Origin of the sequence: Cohnella rhizosphaerae, assembly GCF_029525575.1 — a bacterium.
Classification (GTDB): domain Bacteria; phylum Bacillota; class Bacilli; order Paenibacillales; family Paenibacillaceae; genus Cohnella; species Cohnella rhizosphaerae.
On record NZ_JAPDIA010000008.1, the window covers coordinates 2,035,332 to 2,060,609 of the forward strand.

At 62.4% G+C, this 25,278-nt stretch carries 17 protein-coding genes, 1 tRNA gene and 2 pseudogenes; 7 read left to right on the forward strand and 13 right to left on the reverse strand.

The features are described 5' to 3' along the window. Nucleotides 1-13: 13 nt before the first annotated feature. On the reverse strand, nt 14-1,453 hold the full coding sequence (locus tag OMP40_RS33135) for an extracellular solute-binding protein (RefSeq protein ID WP_277537655.1): 1,440 nt from the start codon (nt 1,451-1,453) through the stop codon (nt 14-16). On the opposite strand from OMP40_RS33135, the gene OMP40_RS33140 reads away from it, so the two are divergent. Further along, the gene (locus OMP40_RS33140; RefSeq protein ID WP_277537657.1) at nt 1,437-1,637 is read left to right on the forward strand and encodes a hypothetical protein; all 201 of its coding nucleotides are present in this window, start codon (nt 1,437-1,439) and stop codon (nt 1,635-1,637) included. The two genes, OMP40_RS33135 and OMP40_RS33140, sit on opposite strands and share 17 nt — an antisense overlap. 148 nt (nt 1,638-1,785) lie before the next feature. Here OMP40_RS33140 and OMP40_RS33145 read toward each other — a convergent pair whose 3' ends face one another. Continuing rightward, entirely contained in the window at nt 1,786-6,981 is a 5,196-nt protein-coding gene (locus OMP40_RS33145) for an OmpL47-type beta-barrel domain-containing protein (protein WP_277537659.1), read from the reverse strand. 383 nt (nt 6,982-7,364) lie between these two features. Between OMP40_RS33145 and OMP40_RS33150 the strand changes: the two genes are divergently transcribed. Further along, nucleotides 7,365-8,348, forward strand: a complete 984-nt coding sequence (locus tag OMP40_RS33150) for a Gfo/Idh/MocA family protein (protein ID WP_277537661.1) — start codon at nt 7,365-7,367, stop codon at nt 8,346-8,348. Nucleotides 8,349-8,504: 156 nt separating this feature from the next. On the opposite strand, the gene OMP40_RS33155 is transcribed toward OMP40_RS33150, so the two are convergent. From OMP40_RS33155 to OMP40_RS33170, 4 genes are all read right to left on the reverse strand, one after another. Next, nucleotides 8,505-8,593, reverse strand: a tRNA-Leu gene (locus OMP40_RS33155). Nucleotides 8,594-8,721: 128 nt separating this feature from the next. Then, nucleotides 8,722-8,994, reverse strand: coding sequence for a hypothetical protein (locus OMP40_RS33160; protein WP_277537663.1), 273 nt, complete (start codon nt 8,992-8,994; stop codon nt 8,722-8,724). Nucleotides 8,995-9,095: 101 nt separating this feature from the next. Then, nucleotides 9,096-9,422, reverse strand: coding sequence for a hypothetical protein (locus tag OMP40_RS33165; RefSeq protein ID WP_277537665.1), 327 nt, complete (start codon nt 9,420-9,422; stop codon nt 9,096-9,098). Nucleotides 9,423-9,531: 109 nt separating this feature from the next. Continuing rightward, the gene (locus OMP40_RS33170) at nt 9,532-10,104 is read right to left on the reverse strand and encodes a xanthine phosphoribosyltransferase (RefSeq protein ID WP_277537667.1); all 573 of its coding nucleotides are present in this window, start codon (nt 10,102-10,104) and stop codon (nt 9,532-9,534) included. A gap of 221 nt (nt 10,105-10,325) precedes the next feature. On the opposite strand from OMP40_RS33170, the gene OMP40_RS33175 reads away from it, so the two are divergent. Next, the gene (locus tag OMP40_RS33175) at nt 10,326-10,937 is read left to right on the forward strand and encodes a hypothetical protein (protein ID WP_277537668.1); all 612 of its coding nucleotides are present in this window, start codon (nt 10,326-10,328) and stop codon (nt 10,935-10,937) included. An 89-nt stretch (nt 10,938-11,026) separates the two neighbouring features. Beyond that, nucleotides 11,027-12,095: pseudogene (locus OMP40_RS42665) on the forward strand (YkvI family membrane protein). Nucleotides 12,096-12,202: 107 nt separating this feature from the next. On the opposite strand, the gene OMP40_RS33185 reads toward OMP40_RS42665, so the two are convergent. The 4 genes and pseudogenes from OMP40_RS33185 to OMP40_RS33200 all read right to left on the reverse strand — a co-directional run bounded on the left by OMP40_RS33185 (nt 12,203) and on the right by OMP40_RS33200 (nt 18,459). Next, nucleotides 12,203-15,607 carry an AAA family ATPase gene (locus OMP40_RS33185; protein WP_277537670.1) on the reverse strand — a complete coding sequence of 1,135 codons (3,405 nt, stop codon included), beginning with the start codon at nt 15,605-15,607 and terminating at the stop codon, nt 12,203-12,205. A 224-nt stretch (nt 15,608-15,831) separates the two neighbouring features. Next, on the reverse strand, nt 15,832-16,653 hold the full coding sequence (locus OMP40_RS33190; protein ID WP_277537672.1) for a hypothetical protein: 822 nt from the start codon (nt 16,651-16,653) through the stop codon (nt 15,832-15,834). Between the two features lie 50 nt (nt 16,654-16,703). Next, nucleotides 16,704-17,270: a metallophosphoesterase family protein gene (locus OMP40_RS33195; protein WP_338131307.1), complete on the reverse strand. Its 567-nt coding sequence runs from the start codon at nt 17,268-17,270 to the stop codon at nt 16,704-16,706. 43 nt (nt 17,271-17,313) lie between these two features. Continuing rightward, nucleotides 17,314-18,459: pseudogene (locus OMP40_RS33200) on the reverse strand (glycosyltransferase family 4 protein). Between the two features lie 608 nt (nt 18,460-19,067). On the opposite strand from OMP40_RS33200, the gene OMP40_RS33205 reads away from it, so the two are divergent. The 3 genes from OMP40_RS33205 to OMP40_RS42670 all read left to right on the forward strand — a co-directional run bounded on the left by OMP40_RS33205 (nt 19,068) and on the right by OMP40_RS42670 (nt 21,469). Further along, a complete protein-coding gene (locus tag OMP40_RS33205) occupies nt 19,068-19,775 on the forward strand; it encodes a GGDEF domain-containing protein (protein WP_277537674.1) in 708 nt (235 codons plus the stop codon). A gap of 11 nt (nt 19,776-19,786) precedes the next feature. Next, nucleotides 19,787-21,196: an RsmB/NOP family class I SAM-dependent RNA methyltransferase gene (locus tag OMP40_RS33210; protein ID WP_277537676.1), complete on the forward strand. Its 1,410-nt coding sequence runs from the start codon at nt 19,787-19,789 to the stop codon at nt 21,194-21,196. Nucleotides 21,197-21,376: 180 nt separating this feature from the next. Beyond that, complete coding sequence (locus OMP40_RS42670; protein ID WP_090115666.1) at nt 21,377-21,469, forward strand: YjcZ family sporulation protein; 93 nt, start codon at nt 21,377-21,379, stop codon at nt 21,467-21,469. A 111-nt stretch (nt 21,470-21,580) separates the two neighbouring features. Here OMP40_RS42670 and OMP40_RS33215 read toward each other — a convergent pair whose 3' ends face one another. The 3 genes from OMP40_RS33215 to OMP40_RS33225 are packed head-to-tail and all read right to left on the reverse strand — an operon-like array spanning nt 21,581 to nt 24,989. Continuing rightward, nucleotides 21,581-22,384 (reverse strand): Cof-type HAD-IIB family hydrolase, encoded by an 804-nt coding sequence (locus tag OMP40_RS33215; protein ID WP_277537677.1) that lies wholly within the window; start codon nt 22,382-22,384, stop codon nt 21,581-21,583. Then, entirely contained in the window at nt 22,381-23,292 is a 912-nt protein-coding gene (locus tag OMP40_RS33220) for a pseudouridine synthase (RefSeq protein ID WP_277537678.1), read from the reverse strand. The genes OMP40_RS33215 and OMP40_RS33220 overlap by 4 nt, the downstream gene beginning before the upstream one ends. A gap of 35 nt (nt 23,293-23,327) precedes the next feature. Beyond that, entirely contained in the window at nt 23,328-24,989 is a 1,662-nt protein-coding gene (locus OMP40_RS33225; protein WP_277537680.1) for an RsmB/NOP family class I SAM-dependent RNA methyltransferase, read from the reverse strand. Nucleotides 24,990-25,278: the final 289 nt, after the last annotated feature.

The window sequence follows — 25,278 nt, forward strand, 5'->3', positions numbered from 1 at the left end:
CCCTTCTTTTCGGTTACTTGATGCCGCCGGCCGCCCGGATTTGATCTTCATAGGCGTCGAACAACATCTTGCCCTTATACTTGGTCATGATTTCCTCGCGGTATTCCGGCCATTTCGCTCCCGATTTCTCTTCCAGAACCATCTTCACCTGCAGCTCATTCTGCCGTCCGCGGAAAGCGCCGAGATCGATTCCTTCAGGAACGGCGATGAACGTGCCGATATTGTTCCGTACGGGAATGCTTGTCACAAATTTATAAATCTCCCGGTCGCGGTCGGTTTCGCCCGGATCGATGACTTCCAAGCCGAGCGCTTCCGGCGTAGCCGGCGTGAAGAACTGCCAGATATCGAGGAAGTTCCCCTTCTTGCCGATATCCTCCTGATACGCTTGCGGGTTCAGCGTAATCGTATTGCCGCTGCGGGTATACTGCTTCCCTTCAATGCCGTAGTGCGTCATCAGAAAGCCTTCCTCGCTGGCCAGCCAATCGAGAATTTGCACGGCGCGTTTGATCTTCTCAGGATCCTTGTCCGCCGTTTTTTTCGAGAACAGGACCGGCGGTCCGGGTAACGGCGCCGTACGCAGGGCCGTCTGGCCGAGCGGATTGAACGGTTCCCAATCGGCTTTCGGATTAAGCGCCTTGCTGTCGTTCTGCAAGCTTGCCGGGTTGGAGTCGTAAGCGAAGGCTTTGTCGTTCGACAGCACGATGCCGACTTTGCCCTGAACCGCATTGTCGTAGCTGTTCGTTCCTTTGTTCAGGAACCAGTCGGGGTCGACAAGCCCTTCGTTCATCACCTTCAGAATGTCGTCCACCACTTGCTTGATGCGGGGATCTGTTTGCATATCGACGAATTTGTTGTCTTCGATAAAGGACGCAAAGGTCAATCCATTTTTGATAAATTCCGGCCATTCGAGCCCGATGGAGCTACCCATGCCCGAAGTCGAGAAACCGTACGTATTTTTCCTGCCGTCCCCGTCCGGATCGTTATTCGTAAAAGCTTGCAGCACCTTGTAATACTCTTCATAGGACGTCGGCACCGCGAGCCCGAGCTTATCCAGCCAATCCTTGCGAATGTAATAGGAACGGTATACGTTCCGGTTGAACGGCATCGGCAGGCGCAGGAACTGATTTTGAATCTGGAACTGCTTCACTTCCTTATCCGTCAGCCAATATTTGAAATAATTCGGCATGGCGTCCGCCGATACGAATGGCGTCATGTCCGCCAATACGCCGTTGAGCGCCAGTTTGTTGCCGCCGTCGACGTTGCCCTCCCGCCAGATATCGGGCGTGTCATTGGCCGCGATCAGGGTGTTGAGCTTGTTGACGTAATCGGTTCCGAGCGGCATGTAGACGATTTTCAGTTCGACATTGAACTTCTCCTCGATCGCCTGACGGACGAAGTCCTCGGACGGATCCTGCGGCAGATTGGCGTCGGCTGCCGTGGAATTGATCATCATCGACAGCTTTATTTTTTCCGGTATTTCTGTCTGGTTGGCGGATGACTGCGATGACGACGGCGACGGCGCGTTTGACGATTCTCCTTGTTTATCCGACGAGCAGGCCGATAAGAAAAGCATCAGCGCAAGCATGGTCGCGAGTGCATATTGGAATGATTTCAAACGAACGAGCCCTCCCTTTTAGCGTTGTGCTTGTTCGGGTGCGCACCCTGTTTCTATTATTCTGGATAGCCAATCAAATGAAAATAGTTTGTTTTATCCCGATAGCCCTTTTTTGGCCGATCGTTAAAACTTGCGCGGCCGGACGTTTCCGATCAAAAAATGATTATCGCTTAAAAATGGTCGATCCGAATGATCAACGTGCGCGCTTCCTCTTGGTAGCCCGCCGCATCGGAGGAACGGTACGCGATCAGATGGGTGCCGTTGCCGTCCACGACGACCGGGGCGGTGTACGGCAACCAGGTTGCGCCGCCGTCCATGCTGTATTCGGTCGATACCGCCGCGTTGGCTTTATCGTCTACGGTGAACGATAAGGCCACCGCTTCCGTATACCATACGCCGTCCCTATCCCCCGTCACCGCCGCCGTCGTGCGCACCGCGTAATCGAGATGGGTCAGCGGAATGCGGAATGCGGCATCCTCCGCGATATCGTACACGAACCCGGCGCCAAAGTTACTGGGGTCGACATAGGAACGGATAAGCGTTTTCTCGCCGATATCGAGCTTATAGAGATTGGAGCCAAGGTCGGTGACGCCGAGAATCCGGTACGTCGCGTTGCGTACGCCGTCGTTCTCCACCACGATCGTCTTGCCGATCAGGTCGGACGGATTCACGCCGCCCAAATTCGCCGACACGGTAATGTCGTTGCTGCCAGACAGCGTCTGCGTGAAATCCTCGATCGTCCCCGTCACCGCTCCGGTAACCGGAGCGACCGTATCGGCGATCGGAGCAAGCATCGCGCCGTCATGCAGATAGCTCGTCGTCATCTTGCCGTCGATTTCCGAATAGACCCCGAAAAACCCGGTGAATTTAAGCTTGTCGTCCACCGTATAGGCAATCGTCGGATCCAGCGCGTTGATGACGTAATCGACGCGCCCGGTCGTCAGGGTGATCTTGACCGCTTCGACGGAATGGTCGGTGACGAGTACGCCCGCTTGCTTGACCGGCACCGTCTCGATCTCGTCTACGTAACGGTCTTCCTTGTAAGGCTCGATGACCGAAGTGAACAAGCTGACGAGGTTCGATCCGCCGCGGTGGGCGATCAGATAAGGCAGCGTCGCCGGATTGCCGGGTTTGTTCTGCGGAGGCACGCCTTTGGCCAACGCCACGTCGTCGACGTCGCCGAGCATCGTCAGACGAAGATGCACGTCCGTGCCCGCTCCGGCGCCTTGTCCGAATACATTCCACGTATCCTTGACGTTCCAGTCCACGCTGAACGGACCGGATGGGGACGTGTCCCGCGATACGTTTTTCAAATAGTGGAATCCGCTTCCCTGATAGTTCGAACCGGCCATGTCGTCGACGCGCACCCCGTAATCCACGGTAGGGCCGGCATAGGTGCCTGTCGGCTGCTCGACGAGGTTAAGCCCGTCCGTAGCGACGGCGGCATCCGCGCTATGAAAGCTGAAATAATGGTCGTGGCCGCCTTTCACCCGGAAAAAGTCGACCGCGTACGAATTGTGTTCGTCGACGCGAATCATCGCGGTCGTCCGTTTGTACAAATCGGTTTGCGGATATACCTTCGGCGCCTCCACGTCGATCAGCTTCACTTGCTCGCTGTCGTCGAAATGCTTCGGCTCGGCATCCCATTGAACCGCCTGCTTGCGTCCGTCGACGACGACCGTGTTATGGCTGACCGTATTGATGACCCATTGGGCGCGGTGCATGTCCAACGGATCGGCGAATTCCGGATAGCCCAGGTCCGGCGACAAATCGAGGCCGAACGCATGCATGCCCAGATTCAACGTATCGTAATGGCCGTGGCCGTAATTGCGGCCGTAATACGTCCAGAAATCGCGCAGCGTATTTTCCCTGTCTCCGAGATTGTCGCGGGCGTTGCGGGAGGCCTCGTTCATCAATTGCAGCGAGCGCAGACCCATTTTGTAATTGCTTGACGAGGCGTTTTTGCCGAGATTGGCAAAAGAAATCGTGTGCGTTCCCGCCGTCAGCGTCATCCGGTCCAGCGTTACGAACTGGTTGTTGTTCGTCCCGTAAAAATCGTAATCTTCCACCGGCGTTCCGTCGATCGAAATTCTGTAAATGCCGTAGCTGCCCGCCAGGAACGGCAGCAGGTTCACGTCGTATTCGTCCGTCTTCGCGACGTCGAACGTAAACGAGATGCTTTTGCCCGACGTATTCGCATCCAGCTGCAGCGTGCCCGACGCCGGGAACAGCGAATAGGCTTCGGTGGAGGCTGAAACGTTCATGTCCGGGAAGGAATAGGACGGAACGCTGTCCAAAAGAATGTGCTTGCCGTCGCGCAAGGAAGCGAAGCCGTAACCGCTCAGATTGTCGCTCGGCAGATCCAGGGTGCCGTAGTTGCGAATCGCCTCCGCGATATCTTCGCCGACCTGCTGCGGATTGGCCGTGAAGATGTCGCCGTGCAAGTTGTCCGTCGAGTTCCCGCTCAGATAATAGGCGAGCTGGGCGTAGATCGGATCGCCGAATGCGGTATACGCCTTGAGCATATCGTTCAGCCGAAGCGGCGCCGTATACGGATTGCCGGTATAAGCGGTGTCGCCGATATTGGCCACGTAATTCTCGCTCATCAGGAGCGGATAGTAGGCGTCGAACATCGTTTTGAATTTCGGATTGTCGTACAGATCCGCTTGCGAATAAAGGTCGTAGCCTTCCAATACGTCCGCGGTAAGCCGATGATTTTGCAGCCATCCCGTATTGTATCCCGGTGCCGCTTCGTCTCCGCTGCCGTCCCGATCCACGTTGGCAACTTCGGAATTGAGAATATTGCCCCCGGTGATCCGATACGGGTTCGTCAGCAGGCCGCCCGTCTGGAAGATGAAATCGATCCAGTCCTTCGTCTCCGGAAGCGTGTCGTATACGACCGCGGCCATGGCCAGCGCGCTTTGATGCATGCCGTCGTTGCCGTAGATTTGGGCCGATTGCACGGCCGGATACACCTGCCGGATGATGCCGTCTTCAATATTGCGGCGAATGTCGCCGCCCGTGCTTTTCGGATTGGTCAAGCCGTAAGTCTCCGACTTGTCCGCCAGATAATCGACGAGATCCGGATCGTCCATCATCGGATAGAAGGCGTCATAGGCGCTAATCAAATCTTTGATGAAATACGTTTCCCAGATCGAGCCGATCGCCTTGCCCTGACCGCGATTGCCGTGCGAATTCAAATACTTCGTTCTGTCATGGAAGGAAATGTCCATTTCCGGATACAGGTCCGCCGCCCGGTCGAGTACAATGGCCCCGGCGCGGGCATAATCCAGATCGCCCGTGAACAAATAGGCGTTGCGCAGCGTCGCCAGCGCGCCTTGCACCATGCTGGAGCCGTCGTACCAATCGAACCAGTGCATGTAATAGGCGATAAACGTATACCGGTTGCCGTTGTCGTCCACCCAGCCGAATCCGTCGTCGACTCCCCACGTCGGGCCTTTTTCCGGATACAGCGTGTTCACCAGCAAGCTGCGGTCCGCCAGCTCGGGCCGGAACACGCCGTGTTCGTCCAAACCGCTGTCGTAATAAGCGCCGAAGTCGTTGGTCGGGAATTTGTAGCCGCTGCTGGGATCGGTGATCTTCCACGGTTCGAGTACCGGATCGGCGCGATACGGGTAGTTGCCGTACGCATCGATGGCCTTGCCCGTAACCGGGCTTCCCAGCGTCTGGTTCACCGCATAGCTGCGCGGCAGCGTCTGTCCGGCAACCGAATCCCACAAAAAGTCGAGTCCCTTGGATAAAAGCTTGTTCGCCCTCGCCACGGCACTGTCGCGCTCAGCGGCCGCCCAGTCGTAAAGCCCGATATTGTCTCTCGCCGCGTCGATCTTCGCTTCGGTGTAAATCGTCGAGCGGGTTTTTCGATTCGCAAGCGCCGTGGTCCTGCGGAACGTCGCGTCGTCGAAATAAACTTTTCCCGCCAGACCGTCGCCTGCGCCGAGCCGCAGAGTGATCATTTTCGCTCCGGCCGGCGCCGTACTGCTCACCGTGACCGGTTCCCATTGGTTGGTCAAGGTTCCTTGCTCCGCGTTTACCTGCAGCAGGGTGCCGCCGTCATCCCAATATTCGACCTGCAGCTCGCCCGCGCCCGACAAGGCATAGGCATCGACGGTCGCTTCGTAGGAAGCCCCGGCATCGACCAGTACCGGACTGCTGCGCAGTTTGATCGCGTTCGGATCTGCCGGACTGTCGATCAGCGCGCTGTAAACACTGCCGCTAACGGTAGCGTTCTCCGAGGTTACGGTCCCGCCGGAGGCGGTCCATGACGCCGGACTCCCGCTCGCCGTCACATCGAAAGAGCCATTGGGCAAGTTCGGCACCGGCTTGCCCAATTGCATGCGGAACGCGGCGTCGTCGAAATAGGCGGTTCCCACGTTCGCGCCATGCAAATAGTAGCGAATCGTGACGTACACCGTGCCGGCCGGCGCCGTGCCGGTCACCTTGATTTGCTTCCATTGATCGAGTGTGCTGTTCAAGCCGGTCAAGTATGATACATAATGATCATTGGCGTCCATAAATTCGACGTACAGCTCGGATACGCCCTGCGTATTGTACGAAAAAACGGTCGCCTCGTACGCCTGCCCCGGCGAAGCGGCGATTTTGTTGCTTCGCAAACCGGTAGACGCCGTCGCGCTGTTGTCCGTGAGCTTGACGCTGTAAGTGCCTCCGTGCACCTTGTCCGTTGCCGGCGAGACGACGCTCGTCGTATTCAGAAGCGTCCAGTCTTTCGGCATGCCGTTTTCTATCGTTTCCATATTGCCGTTCTGCAGCGAGATTCCCAGCGGGATCAGGTTGAAGTTCGCGTCGTCAAAGTAGCTCGTGCCGACATTCGTCGCCAGGGAATATAGCCGCACGCTGGCGGTCGCCGCGGTGGCTGGCGCCTTTGCCTTGATGACCAGCTGGTTCCATTGGTTCAAGGTCGAGTTCGCTAGATAGTTGATCCCGACCAGCGTCTGGTTGGCGTCCCAGAACTCGATATACAGCATCGACTCTCCTTGGGTATTGTAGGAATAGGCCGTTGCCTCGTATTCCTTCGTCGGAATCACCGGCATTTTGTCGCTGCGTACCAATACCTGGGCGGTCGCGCTCGGATCGGTCAACTTGAGGCTGCGCGTTCCGCTATGTACCTGAGACGTATCGGAGGCAACCGTCCCGTTCACGACGGTCCAATGATCCGGCAGGCCCGACGTCACATCCTCGAAACCGCCGTTGGCCAGTACAGGATCCGCGGCTTCGGCGACCTTTACGGGCAAAACCCATCGGGGCGTAAAACCGGTAACGACCAGCAGCACGACCAGCAAAACAGCCAATTGCCTTTTCCAACCTGCACCCACTCTGTTCGCCTTCATCCTCACACATCCCTTCCAAGATTCGATTCCTCCATCTTCGCTTCGGGCGGGTCAGCCGACCGTCGATCGTTCGCATATCCGCTGCCCGTTTTCGGGTGCGCACCCCTTTCTAGTATTCTGGATCGCTCAATTAATGAAAATAGACCATTTTATACGATAGCTCTTTTTTGGCCCATTGGGCCGGATCGCAAGACCCAACGTTCCCGATCAATAAATGATTACCGCTTAAAAGTTGCCTATTGTGCGGCATCAGACCCTTCGTTAGACTTTTTAACGGTGCAAACAAGAGCCGGAATCGTCACGTAAGCTGCGCAATTCAGTCGATCAAGAAAAAGAATTCTATCCGTATTTTTCAATCAAATGGTGAAGGAGTTATCGGACTTATGACCTTTAATGCGGCGTTAATCGGAGCAGGAGCCATCGGCGCAGCGCATCTGGAGGCGATGGCCGCCATGGAGGGAATCGCGGCGGTCGCGTTGTCGGACGTCAGTCCCGAGCGGGGAGAACGAAGCGCGCAGCGCTTCGGCGTAAAAGCCTATGCCGATTATCGCGTCATGATCGACGAAGTTCGGCCGGAGATCGCGATTATCGCGCTTCCCCATTTTCTGCACAAGGAAGCCTCGCTTTATTGCCTGGATCGAGGCTGCCACCTGCTGATCGAGAAGCCGATGGCGATCTCGGCAGTTGAATGCGACGAAATCCTCGCTTCGGCCGAACGCAATGGGCGAATCGTGTTCGTCGGCCATACCCAGCAGTTTTTGGCGGCGAACTTGCTGGCTAAACAGTTGATCCGATCGAAAGAATTGGGAAAGCTGATAATGATTAACGACGTCCGACACAGCCCTTATTTCACGCCGCAGCGGCCGGCCTGGTTTCTCGAGCCCGCCAAGTCCGGCGGCGGCATCGTCGCCAATCTCGGCGCACACGCCATCGACAAGATCCAATGGCTGACCGACAGTCGGATCGTAAACGTGCGTGCCGCATTAAGCTATGAAGCCGAAGGCTACCCCGACGTGGAAGGAAGCGCGGCGATCTTCCTTACGACATCCTCAGGCGTGCCGTGCACGGTAAATCTGTCCGGCTACGCCGGCGACACTCGCGAGGAAACCGAGCTGGTATTCACCTACGGCATGCTAAAAATCGTCAGCCACCGTTCGGTCTGGCTGTCGCAGGGCGGGCTGTATCGGGAAGCGACGCCGGACAACTCCGTCGACCCGTTCCGGCTGCAATTCGAGGACTTGCTCGCATGCATCCGCGACGGCGAACAGCCGTATTGCTCGGGAGCCTACGGCCGCTCGGTCGTGCGCGTCATCGAAGCGGTGTACAAGTCGCAAAGATCCGGAGCGGAAATTGCCGTGCCGCAATAACGGGCGGCTACGGCTCCATTCACGAACGGGAGACTACAGCTCCATTCGCGCTCCGGCCAGCGCAGCGGCTTAGCAACACGCTGCATTTTCCGGGCATGCAAAAAAAGATCCTGAACGCCGTCTACGAAACGGATTCAAGATCTTGATGATCAGAAGTGGTGCGGTCGAGAGGACTCGAACCTCCACGGGGGGGTTAGCCCACTGGAACCTGAATCCAGCGCGTCTGCCAATTCCGCCACGACCGCAAATGCGTTTGTCTGGAACGATGTACGCTTGTCCGTTAACGGCGCTGCGCTTTATGTTCCGCAATCACGAGACTCATAATAGCACGGGCCGGGAAACGAAGTCAAGCTTGTTCGCGAAGTTGTAATTTTCAGTCATTTGCGTCGTCCGGCTCGCCGATATCCTCGAGGTCAAATGGCGCTCCGTCGAGCGCAGGCGCCTGCCGGGGTTCCGAAGCAGGTCCGATCGCATAGCTGCGGCGCAGCTTGACGACGCGGCGATTCGGTCTCCGGATGAGCACGTATTCGTCGTCCCACGCCACGACGATGCCCCGCACGTCGTTGATCTGGAGAATGTCCCGCACGACGCGAACTTTAATGCCTTCGACGCGGTATTGATCGAGCTGCTCGTCACTGATAGCCATGGCGGCCTCCTTGTCCGTATGCATGAGAGATACAAAAAAACAGGACCCGCACAAGACGGCCGTCTCGTCCGGGTCCTCCTGCTATGCTACGCGGCAGCTGGTTAGCCGACATGCTCGCGCGATTCGTTTGTCTCGTACCAATAATCGAGCACCTTGCTCGACATGACGCGGCCGCGGACGTACTCTGCCTGGCGCTCGGTGAACTGCTCGGTCCAGGTGATCTCCAGCTCGTCGCACAGCTTCACGATCGTGAGCAGCTCCGACCAAGCGACGTATCGCTTGTACCAGAAAAACTGCGGATGCTCGATCATATAAGGATACAGGTCGTCGAACTCCGTATGCTTGCAGTCGAGCGCGCGCTCGAAATGGATCTTGGCTTGCTCCAGCTTGTCGAAGAAAAACTGCTGCGACACATTCATGTCTCCCATTTGCTGCTCGCCTCCCTCTGCACTTAGCCTTATTATAGAACAAATGTCAGCCCGACGGGAAGACCCCTCTTCAAGGTTGGGCTTGGGATTATATGACAATAATATTGGACTAGTCTTCGAACGTTATGGCGTTATCTTCCAAAGAAGCGATTTTGACGAGCGACTCGACCTGATAGCCGAGCTCCCTCAGCGTCCTGCCGCCTGCCTGGAACGACTTCTCGAGGACGATCCCGATGCCCGCCACCTCGCTGCCCGCCTGCTCGAGAATCTTCAGCAGCCCCCTGGCCGCGTCGCCGTTGGCGATAATATCGTCGATGAACAGCACGCGGTCCTCGGCCTTGAGCAGATGCCGCGAGACGAGCAGATCGGTGACGATGCCTTTGGTAAAGGATGGCACGCGCTCGCAGTAAGCGTCAGGCTCGTTCAGCAGCGTCTTCTTCCGCCGGGCGAATACGAGCGGCACGTTCAGGACGAGCGCGGTTGCGAAAGCGACGGGAATGCCGGACGATTCGATCGTCACCACCTTCGTGATGTCCCTTCCCTCGAAGCGGCGCGCGAACTCCTTGCCGAGCTCCATCGTCAGGCCCGGATCGACGCCGTGATTCAGCAGCGAGTCGAGCTTCAGGACGCCGGCGCTCACGACGGTCGCTTCCTCTAGAATCCGTTGTTTGAGTATCTCCATTACGATCTCTCCGTCCACTCTTTTCCGAATAAAATACCATATCCCCGCGCGTTCGCGCAACACCCGCCGGCGCGCCAGGATACCGGGACCTTGTACCCCTATCGTTCGCATACTGCAACTAAAGACCTGCGCGCATCCGCTCAAATCCGTTCGGACGAGCAACTTTATCGCCCTCCGGCGGGTCAAACTAAATATAGAAAAGAATGTAAGGCGGTGTTTTCATGCATACAAGCCGATACAACGAGCGACGTTCGCTCCTCGGCGTACTCGCGACCGGCATTCTTATTTTCTCCGCGGCATGCGGCAGCTCGCATAGCGTTCAACCGGAAGCATCGACGGCCTCCTCTTCCGCCGAAGTTTCCCGTGCATCCCCGACCCCGTCGCCCGAGGTGTCGATTCATGCGCTTGGCGACGATGCCGCGGGAACGCCCGAAACAGCCTACTCGCATGCGCCCAGGATCGGCGGCATCTCGCTCGGCATGACGCTGGCCGACGCCGAAGCCGAGATCGGCGGTCCGCCGAGCGACAGCTATTCGCTGCCGGACGCGGGACGCACGGTCGAGCTTCGCGAATACGGCGGATTGACGGTCGGCGTCGATACGTCCGGTCATGTCGTCTACGTAGAAATTTCGTCCGCGGCAATCGCTTCCGGGCTGCCGAACGTCGAAGTCGGCAGCTCGATCTCGGATGCCGCCCGCAGGCTGTCGCTGAAGGCGGTCCCTTCCTCGTCCTCGATGACCGCCGACGTCGAGGGCGGCATCCTCCGCCTGGATCTCGATCCCGTGTCGGACGAGGTCCTCACGATCAAGCTGATCGGCTCGGCGCTCGTCTGACCCTTCACAGGCTTGTCATGGCCAGTCCCGCTCGCTCATAGACTTCAGAGAAGGACAGTCATGGACGAGTCGGGGGAGGTCCGCCGAAGATGAGGCGATGGGGCTTAAGCCTGCAAGTTGCATTCACGTTCATCGGCACGGTCGTCGGCGCCGGGTTCGCGACCGGACGCGAAGTGCTGCAATTTTTTACGCGGTTCGGCAACTGGGCCGGCCCGATGATCCTCGTATCCACCGCGCTGTTCGTCTGGCTCGGGGCCAAGATGATGCTGATGGCGGCCGCCATGCGCGCGAGATCGTACGAGGACCTGAACAAGCATTTGTTCGGGGCCAAGGCGGGCGCATGGATCAGCCATCTGATGCTGGTCGTGCTCCTGGGCGTCAACGCCGTCATGCTGGCCGGCGCCGGTTCGCTTTTTTCGGAGCATCTGAATCTGAACTACCAGCCCGGCCTCCTCCTTACGATGACGGCCTGCTTCGTCTTGCTGCGAAAAGGCATGAGCGCGATTCTCGCCATCAATACGCTGGTCGTGCCCGTCATGATCGTATTCACGGCCGTTCTTGTCGTCGAGACGCTGCGCGGTCCCGGCGCCGACCGCTGGATGACCCTGCCGATGGAATTGTCTCCCTGGGCGGCCATCCTGTCTCCCTTTTTTGTACGGCGCCTTCAACTTGTCCATGTCGCAGGCCGTGCTCGTGCCGCTCGGCGCGCGGATCGGAGACCCGGTCGTGCTGCGCAGAGGCGCCTGGATCGGCGGCATCGGCATCGGCGGCATGCTGCTGGCAGGCCACCTGGCGTTATCTTCGCGCATGCCCGGCATCGAGCAGTTCGACATCCCGATGGGCGGCATCGCCAGAGAGATCGGACCGTGGATCCACTGGATTTTCGTGTTTCTGATTTTCATGGAAATTTTCACGACGCTCGTCGCGGACATTTACGGTCTTTCCCTGCAACTGCAGGAACGCGTGAAAATACCGCTGAACGCCCTCGTCGTCCTCGTGCTGCTGCTGTGCTTCATGGCCGGCCAGTTCGGCTTCGGTCCGCTGCTGACGACGCTGTACCCGATCTTCGGCATGCTGAGCTTGGGATGGGTGATGCTCATGGGCAGGGACCGGGTGCGCCCCGTCCCGCCGTCCGTTCCGCCGGAAGGCTTTTCTTGAGGCGCTTCGCCGGAGACGAATAGGCGGATCATGAAGTAAGGCGCTTCGCCCTAAAGAATAGTCAGATCATTGAGTAAGGCGCTTCGCCCGAAGGAATAGTCGGATCGTCAAGCGTCTACGCTGTCCCGCTGCGCCGTCAGGGACGGCAGCTTGAGCAGCCGGGAGCCCGACACGCCCTGCGCGAGCGTGTCGGCGACATGCCGGTGGCAGGTGAAAAGGAGAAGCTGACGGCTCTTCGACAGCTCGTTCAAAACGTTTGCGCATCGCTTGAGCCGTTGTTCGTCGTAATGGACGAACAAGTCGTCCAGCAGCAAGGGCATCGCCTGTTCCCTGGAAGCGGCGCCGGCCAACGCGAGCCGAAGGGAGAGATAGAGCTGCTCCTGCGTTCCGCGGCTCAGGAAGGCGCTGCCGACGATCCGGCGATCCGCGGTCTCCGCGAGCAGGTCCGGCATGTCGCCGGGCGCCGAGATGCGCGCGTACCGCCCTTCCGTCAGTTCCGCGAAAAAGGCAGAGGCCTGCTTCAGCACGGCCGGCTGACGCTCCTCCTCGAACGTGACGCGCGTCCGCCTGATCAGCTCCGCCGTCGTCGCGAGCAGCGCGTACCGCTCCGCCAGCCGCTCGAGCTCGGCTTGCAGTTCCTCCAGCTCGAACGCCGTCTCCTCCGTCTCCGCTTCGCGCCGAAGGCGCTCAAGCTGCTCTGCCAAACGTCCGCGCGCTTCCAGCGTCTCGGCCAATTCCGCTTCGCGGGCGGTCACCGCCTTGCGCGCTTCGTCCGCCAGCATCTCCAGCGCGACTTCGTCATGCGATTGCAGCAGGTCCAGCAGCGCCTTCAGCTCCTCTTCGCCGCGGCCGGCGGACAGCCGAAGCTGCGCCGCCGCCCGGTCCCGGCGCAGCGTCCTGCGGCGCTCGTCCGCCTCCAGGCGCAGTTCGTAGGCGTCCTCGCCGGCCGCGCCCGCGGCGTGCACGACGGCTGCGACGGCCGCTTCCGCGACCGCGAGCGCGGACCTCGCGGCCGCCTCCGCAGCGGCAGCCTGTTCGAGCCGCTGCGCCAGCCCGCGGGCCGCGGCCGCTCTGTCGAGCTGCTCCCGCGCTTCGCGGTGCAGCAGCTTCACCGCGAGCGCCGCGTCGCCGCCGCTGTGCGCGGCGGGCGGGCATGCGGCCAGCAGCGCCGCCGCATCGGCCTCGAACGCGGCGCGCTCCGCCCGCAGCGCGTCGGCCCGCGCCGCGAGCCTGGCCCGCTGCCGCAGCTGCTGCAGCGCCCGCTCGGCGAGCTGGCCGAGCTCGGGGAGCGCGGCGGGCTGCAGCTGGGGCGGCAGCTTGCGCGCCGCGAGCCAGGCGGACCAGTCCGCGCGAACGGCGCGGATGGCCGCCTCCGCATCCGCCAGCTCCCCTTCCGCGCCGGCGAGCTCGCGCGCGAGCGCCGCTCTGCGGGCTTGCCGCTCGGCGTGACGGGACTGCTCGGCATCCGCTTCCCCGAGTCTCTCAAGCTCCCCGTACACCGCTTCCCGCAGCCGGAGCCTGAGGGCTCCGGCTGCGTCCGCTTCGGCCGTATCGCCTCCCGCGGGCAGCTCGCGATCAAGCGACGCCGCGGCTTCGGCCTCGGCCGCCTCCTGCGCGAGCAGCTGCCTTAACGACTCGCCGGCCTCCCGCCGCGTCCGTCGATCCGCCTCTCGCGCGGCGGCCAGCCGCCGAAGCAGCGCGTCGGCGGCGGCAGGATCCTGAGCCGCGCCGTCGGCCGCGCTTCCGGCCGCGACGGGCGGTCTTCTCCCGCCCCATGCCGACGCGCCGGCGCCGAGTCCGAGGACGATCGCGAGCGCCGCGAATGCGATTCGCCCTTCGTCCGACGCAAACGCCGCGATCAGCGCGGCGGTCGCTCCAAGCCCAAGGAAGAGCGCGAGCGCATAGAAGCCCCCCGCGCCAGGCATTTGGTCGCGACGGCTCGCGACCGGCCTGCCCCTGCGCCCTGAAGTCCGTCTGCCCGCTTCGCGCATACGCGTCTCCGATCGTTGGCCGTCGCCCGGCACCCCGCCGCTCTCGGAGGCAGGCGCGGCAAGTCCCGCCGTCTCCGCGGCCGATGCCGCCCAGGCGTATTCGCGCCGCGCCGCGGCCGCAGCCTGCAGCGCGTCGTCCAGCCGATGCCAGGCCTGGAGCAGCGCGTCTCGCGTGCGCGGCCTGAAACGGATATCCCCGTCGCGCGCAAAAGCTGCCGCATCGCCCGCGCGGCGCTCCGCCTCCTGATCGAACGCCGCGAGCTGCCGGCGCAAACGCTGCGTTTCCGCGGTCAGCAGCTCGCGCCTTCGATCCGCCTCCGCCAACCGCTCGCCGATGACGCGCGCTTCCTCACGCTCCCCGAGCGCGGCGACGGCTTCGGCATCCGCCTCCCGCCAGTCCGGCCCGAGCCGAAGCAGCGCCGCGGCCGCCGACTCCTCCGCGAGCCGCATGTCCGACTCAAGCCCGGCCAGCTCGCTCCGCCTCGCCTCCAGCGCGTCCCCGCGCACATCCATTGCCGCCAGCTCGCCCGCATGGTCGACGAGCCCCTCGTCCCAGACGAGCGCTGCGCGCTCCGTCTCAAGCCGTTCGCGAGCCGCCGACGCCTGTCCCGCGGCGACGGCGGCAAGCGCCCTGCGCTCGACGAGCTGTCGCCATTGCGCGGCCGCTTCGGCCGGCAGCGGATCGGCAGCGCGCGCCTCTTCCGCAAGTGCTGCCGCAACCGCCTCCTCTTCGGCGCGAAGCGCGGCAGCGCGCAGCCACCATTCGCGGCCGTCCAGCGCCCCTCTCGCTTCGCCGGCCTTCACGCGAAGCTGCGGCAGCGCGCGCTCCAGCAGCGCAGCGCGATCGGACAGCGCCGCGTGCCGCTCCAGCGCCTCCTGGTAAGCGCCAAGACCCTGCCGGCCTTGCCGCAGCCGATTCTCGAGCTCCCGGATCCGCGCGAGCAGCTCGCCCATCTCCTGTACCGAGCCCTTCGGACGGTAGAGCCGATCCATCTCGGCCCTCAGCCGTTTGCCCGCCGCCGTCAACGCCGCCCCGCCGGCCATCCCCGCATGGTACAAATAATTGCCGATCTCGTCGCCTTTCAGCGAGCGAAGCTCGTGCAGCTCGTCCAGGCTGACGGCGAACAGCTGCCTGAACAGCTGCTCCGACACGCCGCCGAGCAGCAGCCGCTCGACCTCGGCTTGCGTAAGACGCCGTTCGCTGCCGTCCGCCTCGCGCAGCGTCGCGACGGGCGCGCCCTTGCGCTGCGGCGCGTCCGCATGCCGCTCGAGTATGCGCTGGCGGCCTCGCTCGTCGCGTAGGACGAGCCGGCCGCCATGTCGCCCGCCGCTTAGGGGCTCGCCCCGTTCGGGCAGCTGCGCACGCGTAGCGAAGCCGTACAGCATGCTTCGTATGAACCGGAGCAGCGTGCTCTTGCCCGCTTCGTTCGGTCCCCACACGACCGTCGTCCGCGCGTCGAACCGAAGCCGCACGCCGGCCAGCGGACCGAAGCCGTCGATATGCAATTCCTCTATGTACATTCCTTCGCCTCCCGGCCGGACGATGCCCGAATCTCTTTACGAAAACGGCTGCCTCCATCCACGCACTCGCCTGCTGCCCACGCACTCGCCTGCTACCCACGCACTCGCCTGCTACTCACGCACTCGCCTGCTACCCACTCACTCGCCTGCTGCTCACGCACTCGCCTGCTACGTGCGCACTCGCCTGCGGCGCACCTCATTTCGCCCGTATGACGCGATGCCCGTCACGACCGAATTGCCAGCCATCGCACTTCCTCCCGCATGCGCCAGGCGATTCGCACGGGCGTGCGCCATCCTGGCGCCATTATAAGCGTCAAGCGAAGCGGTTCACGCGGCGCGCACTCCGCTTCGTCTCGCAACCCGCGAAGCGCATGCGTCAATCGCCGCTTTCCCGCAGCAGCGCCGCCGCGAGCTCGCCGGCGCGCATGATCAGCTCGGCCCGCTGCGCGTCGTCGCGTCCGTCCAGCCACTGCCGCAGCTTCGGATGCTGCCTCAGCGGTTCGGCCGCTTCGCGCAGCAGCGCCCGCGAGGCGTCCGGATCGGACGCGGACGCGGCCGAGAGCCGCAGCAGCTCCCCCCAGAAAGCCATCCTCGGACGCCGCCGCCCCGTCCGCCGCGCGCGAACCGCCGACGGCTTCGACGGCGATCCGCTCGACCCATACCCAGTCGTCACGCTCGTCGGGCGAACCGAGCCAGCTCCTCAGCTCGCCGGCCCATTCCTCCGCCTCGCCGTCCCGCAGCAGGCGCTCGAGCAGCGCGCCGCCGCCCGCGAGCCGCACGCGGAGCACCAAGGGTCTGCCTTCGGCTTCGCGGCGCGCATCTTCCGCGGTCTCGAGCAGCCTGTCCTTGAGCGTCTGCTCGCCGTCCTCCTCGCCGAGCCGCACCTCGCGGACGAGCCATCTGACTTCGGACAGCTCGCGAAACGAGAGCTCGACGCGCCCTTGCTCCGATACGTCCACGCGGTACGCGCCTTTCGGCCCCGTTTCCCGGATGCTCCGCCCCTGGATATTGCCCGGATAGACGACATGCGGATACTCCGCCAGCACGCGGCGGTCGTGAATATGCCCGAACGCCCAGTAGTCGAAGCCCGAGGCCGTCAGCTCCGCCAGCTTGCAGGGCGCATAGTTGTCGTGCCCTTGCAGCCCGTCGATGTTGCCGTGCAGGACGGCGAGGTGAAAGGAGCGCCTTCGCGAACCCGGTAGCGAAGCGCAAGATTGTCCTTCACCGCGGCCTCCCGGTACGAGATGCCGTACACGTTCGCCGCCAGCTCCCCGCCGCGCGTATAGGCGGGCGCGCAGCCGACTTCCTCCGTCCCGAACACATGCACGTTGGCAGGCCAATCGAGCCGCGCGGACCTGCCGCCCGACGGATCGTGATTGCCGTGGACGACGAATACCTGCGCGCCCGCTTCGGCGAGCCTTCCCATCGCCCGCTGCATGCGAAGCTGGGCGCGAAGCGAACGGTCGGCCGCGTCGTACAGATCGCCCGACAGCACCACGAAGTCCAGCTCTTCCCGCAGCACGGTGTCCACGAGCCTGTCTAGCGCGTTCAACGTCGAATTTTTAAGCCGCTCGCGGACCGCATAAGGAACTTTGGACAGTCCGCGAAACGGACTGTCCAAGTGAAGGTCGGCGGCATGCATGAACCGAAACGGCGGCTGCATCCTCTCAACTCCGAATTCAGGATGGATCTCGGCGCCGGGCGCCTCAAGGGGTCTCTTCGACCGGCGGACCGAGATCGGTATATATTTTTTTCAGCTCCTGGATGACGCGGCTCAGCGAGTACGTCTTTTTTGGCCTTGTTCCAGGCGGCGCGCGCCAGCTCGTAGCGGTAATGCGGATCGAGGATGAACTTGTCGATGGCATCGGCCAGCGCCTTCGGGTCCTCGCCCGGAACGAGCAGGCCGTTGACGCCGTCTTCGATCTGCTCGGCGATGCCGCCGACGTCGGTGCCGATCAGGGACAGCAGGCACAGCGCGGCCTCGGCGAACACCGAGCCGAAAGCCTCGGCCCTGGACGGGAGCACGAAGATATCGAAAAAGGGCAGCATTTCTTCGGGGTGGAGCATATAGCCGTAAAAAATCGTTTCGTCGTAAATGCCCTGCTCCTGGGCCAAGCGCTCAAGCTCGGGCCGGATCGGGCCGTCGCCGATAATGTGCAGCACGAACCTCCTGTCCTTCCTGCGCAGCTCGGCGCAGGCCTTGATGAGCAGGTCGATGCCCTTCGCCGGGACGAGGCGGCAGACCGTGACGATCTGCGCGACCTCGTTCTCGTGGGAGATCGGCTTGAACCGGCGTTCGTCGTATCCGTTCGGAATGACGCCGATCCGCTCCGGATTTTTCATATAAGCGCCCATATAGGCGGCGAACGAATGCGACACCGTCAGCATTTTGTCCGTCTTGGCCTCCAGCTCGCCGTACAGCGACGTCAGGAACAAATGCTCGGGGGGGAGCCCTGCGCGATGCGCCCGTTCAGGATCAGCTCCCGCTCGAAGCTGGAGTGAACGGTCATGACCAGCGGCGTGTCCGGGTAAATCTTGCGCAGCGCCAGCGCTGCTACGGGATGATGGGCATGAATCAGGTCGTAACCGTTTTTCAGCCGGAGCTTCGTCCACCATACGTAGTCCTTCAGCGTCTGCATGTATTTGTCGACGACGGGGCTGCCCGCGTACGGGCGCCAGTCGAACGTATCGAATTCAAACGGCTCCTGGCCCTTGTTCCGGATTCGCTTCGGAATCGAGAACAGCTCCATGTCCCAGCCGATCTTGCGGAAACGCTCGCCGATATAGGGCACCATGGAAGATACGCCGCCCGGCTGCTCCGGGGGGAAAAACAACGCCTGTAAAATATTCATCGGCGATTCCTCCTTATAGCCCTACTATCTCGTATTGTCTAAATTATGATATAGTGGAACATATGTTTCTGCAAGCGAGGGTCGGCGATGGCGGCGGTATGCCGTCTGCGCGGCCCGCGCGGCAAGCACTCAAAGGACCGGATGCAAGGGGATACGCATGGACGTTCAAGACTTCTGGAACAATCGCGAGCTGCTGCTCGCTTCCTCCTCCGCCGCGTCCGCCGTCATCATCGGCCTGATGATGTTCATGGCTTACCGGCTGATCGCCGGCAATCGCAGCAGCGCCTTTCGCCTGCTCCTGCTCGCGCTGTCCATGCTCGCCGTCTATCACGGCCTGGCGCTCGCCGACGCTTTGAACCTGCTCGAATGGCGCATGATGTCCCGGCTGAACGGCGCGCTTTATATGGCGGCTTTCGTGGCGCTTAACTTCGCTTTCTTCGAATTATACTACAGGAAGCGGGCGCGCACCCGCGCCTGGTTTTACGGCTTGCTCGCCGTCGGCGTCACGATCGCGGTATGCAACTTCCTGTCCGGGACCGCCGTTACGTTCGGGGGAGTCCGGCACCGCGGAAGGGACGAACCTGCTGCTGGCGTTCGAAGACGGTTACGTGCTATTGCTGTCGGGCTTGTTCGCCGTGATGTTCGGGCCTCATCTCAGGCAGCGAACGCGATATGCCGTCAGTCTCTGCTTCGCTTTTTTCGGGCAGCTCGCCGCGTTTTTGACGCGGGATTTCGGGTTGACGAATTCCGTTGCGGATTTGATGGCCGCCGTTTTGCCCGTATTCTATTATATCGTCCTGTTCATGATTCTCTTCGAGCGGGTCGTGGAGCTGATGCAGACCGCGTACCGGTCCTCCATTACCGACGGCCTGACGGACTTGTACAACCGCCGCTTTTTCACGGCCCGTCTGGAGAATTCGCTCGCGCACGCGGGCCAGGGGACCGTCGGGGCGATTTTTTGCGATATCGACGACTTCAAGAAGCTTAACGACACCAAGGGGCATCAGGCCGCCGATGTCGTTCTGAAGCAGGCGGCCGCCATCCTTCGGGAGGAGACCGAGGGCATCGGCCTTGCCGGCCGCTACGGCGGCGAAGAGCTCGTCGCCTTCGTACAGTCGGCTTCCCCCGACGCGCCGGCCGTCGCCGAGCGCATCCGGTCCCGCATCGCCAAGGAGACGATCGTCACCGTGAGCGTCGGCTGCGCGCTGTCCGCGCCGGGCGTCAAGGCCGAGCAGCTCATGAAGCACGCCGACGAGGCGATGTACCGGTCCAAGCGTTCCGGCAAAAACCGCGTCACGTTATTCGATCAAGCGTAAGGAGAACGCCCATGACTGCTTTGCCTCAAATCTATGTCGAACGGATCGCCGCCCTGCTGGGCGACGAGACCGGCGCGTTCCTGCGCAGCATGGAGGCGCCCCGCTCGTACGGGCTCCGCCTCCATACGCCCAAGCTCTCTGCGGCGAACGGCGAACCGGCGATGCGATCGCTCACGTCCCGGTTCGGCCTTGCCCCCGTGCCCTGGTGCGGGACGGGCTTCGCTTACGATGGCGATACCCGTCCCGGCAAGCATCCGTATCACCATGCCGGACTTTATTATATTCAGGAGCCCAGCGCCATGATCGCCGCGGAGCTGCTCGATCCGCAGCCCGGCGACGTCGTGCTGGACCTGGCGGCGGCGCCGGGCGGCAAGACGACGCAGATCGCCGCCAAGCTGAAAGGCGAGGGGCTGCTCGTCGCCAACGAGATTCATCCGGGGCGCGCGCGCGTTTTGTCCGAGAACGTCGAGCGGCTCGGCATCGCCAACGCCGTCGTCGTGCAGGCGACGCCGGGCGAGCTCGCGGCGCGTCTGCCCGAAGCCTTCGACAAGATCATGCTCGACGCGCCTTGCTCCGGCGAAGGCATGTTCCGCAAGGAGCCCGAAGCTTGCGCAGAATGGTCCGTCGAAGCGGTCGCGATGTGCGCCGCCCGGCAGCGGGACATCCTGCCAGACGCCGCCGCCATGCTGAAGCCGGGCGGCAGGCTCGTCTACGCCACCTGCACGTTCAACCGCGAGGAGAACGAGGAGACGATCGCCTGGTTTTTGGCGGCGCATCCCGCATTCAGGCTCGTCGCGATGAAGCGGATGTGGCCGCATCGCGGAGAAGGAGAAGGGCACTTCGCAGCCGTGCTTGAAAAAGAGGGACTCCCGGCGGTCGATTCCGATCTTCCGTCCAAGCGGCGCGCCAAAGGCGGCAAATCGCCGCGGCCGGACGTCGCCGGCGCGGTCTCCGCGCTCAAGCTGTACGAAGCGTTCGCCGCGCGCGCGCTGCCGGGATACGCGCTTCCTGCATCCGGCGTACCGCTGCTGTTCGGCGAGTCGCTATATTGGTATCCGCAGCCCGCCGGCTCGCCGCTTCCGGCCGCGTCGCTTGACGGCTTGCGGACGCATCGTCCCGGCCTTCACCTGGGCGACGTCAAGAAGGGCCGCTTCGAGCCGGCCCATGCGCTGGCGCATGCCGTATGTGCCGGGGATGCCGCGCTGATCCGCGATTACCCGGCCGACAGCGCGGCGGTGTCGGCTTATCTGCGCGGCGAGGCGTTGTTCGACGACCAGAGCCAGAGCGAGCAGGGCGATCGGGAAGGCCGGCCTGCCCAGGGCTGGGGGCTTCTGTGCGCGGACGGCTATCCGCTCGGCTGGTTCAAAGCCAGCGGCGGCCAGCTCAAAAATCATTATCCCAAAGGTCTGCGAACGAACTGAAGCGAGCGCCGGCTTCGCACCGGCCGGTCTGCGCCCAAAATGAAGGAAACCGGGCATCTGTCCAATCCGCTCCGGGACTTTGTCATACTATACATTAGTCCGAGCGGCGAAGCGGCCTACGGGAACGAAGTTCCGGCCGCCCCCTCGGTGACCCGACTGAATGACAAAGGAGGAATTCGCATGTCCGGTGTTGCAGGTGCATATGGTTCGTCCGCTGCGTTCGTTCTGGTGCTTTTCATACTGCTCGTCATTATCCTTCGTGCAGGCTTCTAATTGTCAAGCCGCTCGGCAACGCCAAAAGCCGGCCCTCGGGCCGGCTTTTTCGCGTATGGCGCCAATCGCCGCTTGACCTTAAGCGCCATTGGCGCAAACCGTCGCCAGCCTTTAGCGCGTTGGCGCCGCTGCCAGGCAGGCTTCAAGCACGAGCGCGACGCCGTCTTCGTTGTTCGTCGCCGTCACCGCGTCCGCGACGGCCTTGACCTCTGGCGGGGAATTACCCATCGCCACCCCGTATCCCGCATATTGCAGCATGCCGATATCGTTGAAATAATTGCCGACGGCAAGCACGTTTTCCCGCGGGATCGCCCGCTTTTCCGCCCACTGCCCGAGCGCTGTTCCTTTAGAGGCTTCCCTGTGCTGAAGATCGATAAAGTAATCCCCGCTGCGAATCGTCTGCAGCTCGTGGCGCCAATCCCGCCAATGCGCCTCCAGCTCGTCCAGGTCGGCTTTTGGCGCGAAAATCGATATTTTGACGGTCCGCTCGGGGAACAGGTCCTCCCGCGATCGCAGGATCGGCTCCGCCAGCATGTTCGCGTACATAGCCGAAGTGTCCTCGCTCAAGCGCTCCACGTAAATATCGAAAGCCGTATTCAGATCGAAGTGAATGCCGCGCTCCCTGCACAGATCCAGGTAGCGCGCCGTCTCGTCCGCGCCGATCGGCGACTCCCGCAAAATTTCCCGCGAATCGCCATCCACGATCGAAGCGCCGTTGTGCGTGATGACCGTTCCGGACAAGCCCAGCTGCGCGAGTACCGACAGCGCGCTCGCCGAGCCTCTGCCGGTGCAGAGGACGATCTCGGCGCCCGCCGACGCAGCAGCGGTTACCGCCCGCTTCACCCTCGGCGTCAATTCGTGGTCGTCGTTCAGCAGCGTCCCGTCGATGTCCAGTGCGATCAGCTTGTATTTCATTGCGCACGATCCTCCGTTTTCTTGGAGCTGCGCAAGGTCTCGAGCTCGTCCTCGGTCAATTCCCGCCACTCGCCCGGCGCCAGCGATTCGTCGAGCGGCAGCGGTCCCATCTCGCTTCTGCGCAAATACAGCACCTTTTTGCCGACCGCTTCGAACATGCGCTTCACCTGATGGTATTTCCCTTCCGCGATCGTCAGTTCGATCCAGCTGAGCGTCTCGCCCGCGTCGACCGCTTCCCGCCAGTTCGTCCGGTTCGCCCGCAGCGCGGGAAACGTATCGAGCCGCTCGACAGCCTTGGCCATCGAAAAAGCAGGCACCTCCCGCGTTGCCTCCACGCCGGCATGCTCGGCCGCTTCGGCTCCGTCAGTCGTTCCCCCTGACGCGCTCCCTTCTACGCGAAGCGCGGCCGGCAACGTCACGTAGCCGTCGTCGAGCGTCACGCCCGTAGCGAAGGTCGCGATATCCGCCGAGCCGACGAGGCCGGCTACGAGCGCCTGATAGGTCTTGGGCACATGCTTGCGCGGAGACAACAGATCGTGCGACAGCTTGCCGTCGTTCGTGAGCAGCAGCAGCCCCTCCGTGTCTTTGTCCAACCGCCCCACCGGAAAAGGCGAAAACACGCGAAGCGCCTCCGGAAGCAGCTCCAGCACCGTCCGCTCGCGATTGTCCTCGGTGGCGGACACGAAGCCTGCCGGCTTGTGAAGCATGACGTACACCGTATCGCGATAAACGATACGCTCGCCCTCCAGCGCGACCTCGTCCGCATGGGGGTCGATCTGCATGCCCGGATCTTTGACGCGAATGCCGTTGACGGTCACCGCGCCTTGTCTGACGAGCGACTTCAAACCGCTTCGCGTGCCGTACCCGAGGTTCCCGAGCATTTTGTCGAGTCTCATTTTCGTTTTCATGGCTTCTCCTTCTTTCCTTCAGGAAAAGGAATCGGCTACACCTGACGCCAGCCCGGCAGCAGCTCGTTTTTCAGCGTCGCTCCGTCCCATCGGCCCCATCCGAGCGGGCAGCCGTCCAGACAGACCAGCGTCCACCCCCGCATGCGCGAGGGCTCGCCGTCCGGTCCGGTTATCATTTGCGGATCCGGCTGAAGCGTTTCGCCCTTTAAATACCGAATCGCGCGCTCGTCGTCTCCGCGCAGCCGCAGACAAAGCGCGGCCTGGCCGAACTTCAGTCCCATCGCAAGCGCCTGGGAAGGCTCGAACCGGTGCTTCGTCGCCCGGCCGAGCAGCAAGCCTTCGCGCACGAGCCGCAGCCCCTGCATATTCCCGGCCAGCTCGGATACCGCGTACACGTAATCGCCCTTGATCCGGATCTTACCCGGCGGCTCCCAGCCGTGCAGGCTTTCCCGCACGAATGCGTCATAACGTTCGAGCGCATCGGCATCGCCGCCCGTCCGTTCCCGGCCGCCAGCCGGACTTCCGCGGCCTGCCGCTTCGGCCCCGCCGCGATCCGTTCGGTTACGCTTGCCTCGCTTCGCGCTCTTAAGCGAACCGCCGCCTGCCGCATTTTCGTTCGCCTTCGGCCTTTCCGGCGCTTCCGCCCCGGCCGAGGCGCGCGCGGATGCCGGTCCGTTCGCCGTCTCGCTTTCCGCTCCCTCCGCGCCGGCCCGTTGGAGCAGCGCGGCAAAATGGCCTTCGCCGCGCACCCGATGCGGCCAGAGCCTGATCGTGCCGGCCAAGGTCGCGGCGCGCGCTTGACCGAGCGCAGAGACCTCTTCGGGCGTCAGCCATTCGGGCCGTCCCGGCGCAAAACCCCATTCGGCCGGCCAGCGCGTCGCCACGATGCCGAACTCCGGATGCGCGGCCAAAAAGCGCGCGATCGTCCCCTCGTTCTCCACCGGCGAAAACGTACAGGTGGAGTAGACAAGGCGCCCGCCCGGCGCAACCAGCTTGGCTGCTTCCTTCATAATATCGTCCTGCATGGCCGCATATCTGGCCGGCGATTCCGCGTCCCACTGCCGGACCATGTCCTCGTCCTTGCGGAACATGCCTTCGCCGGAGCACGGCGCATCGACGAGCACGCGGTCGAACGTCGCGCCGAACGCGGACGCCAGCTTCGCGGGCGATTCATTCGTGACGACGGCGCCGCGGACGCCAGCCCGTTCGATGTTTTTGGCCAGCGCCTTGGTGCGCTCCGTCGCCAGATCGTTCGTCACGAGCAAGCCCGTGCCGCGCAGCTTGGCGGCCAACTGCGTCGACTTGCCGCCCGGCGCGGCGCACAAATCGAGGACGCGCTGTCCGGGCTGCGGATCGAGCAGCTCGGCGGGCAGCATCGCGCTCGGCTCCTGAATGTAATAGAGGCCGGCGTAGTAATAGGGATGCTTGCCGGGACGCTCCGTCTCGTCCGTATAATAAGCGCCTTCCGCCCAGGCCACGGGGTCTCTGCCGCGGACGAACGACCGTCCCGCCTGAGGTCCGTCGTTTTCTTCGTCCCCGCCCTTTTTTTCGGCACCGTCCGCTTCGCCAGGCTCGTCCTTCAGCGCGTTCAGACGGAGCGCCGTCCGCTTAGGCTCGCCGTAGCTGGCCAGAAACGCCTCGGCCTCTTCGCCCAGCAGCTCGCGCATCATCGTTACGTATTCCTTCGGGAGCGCCATTCCCGCCTCCTTCTCTCCGCCTGCCGGAGCCCCATATCCGTCGCTTTCCGTATAAAAAACCGCCTGCAGCCTTTCTGGTTTGCGCATTAGCGCGAAGAAGAAGGACCGGGAAGCCGTTATTCTCGATCTTATCGCGATTTGCTCGCCGCTCGAAGACACGGAGGCCGCTATTGCCGAATGGCCGGCCCTGTTTAGCCTTGATCCGGGGTAATAGCGTCCCTCCAGTCCGATATCAATCGCGATTGGACCGATTTTGACGAGAAAGCGTCTCCTGAGTCCGATGTCCGCT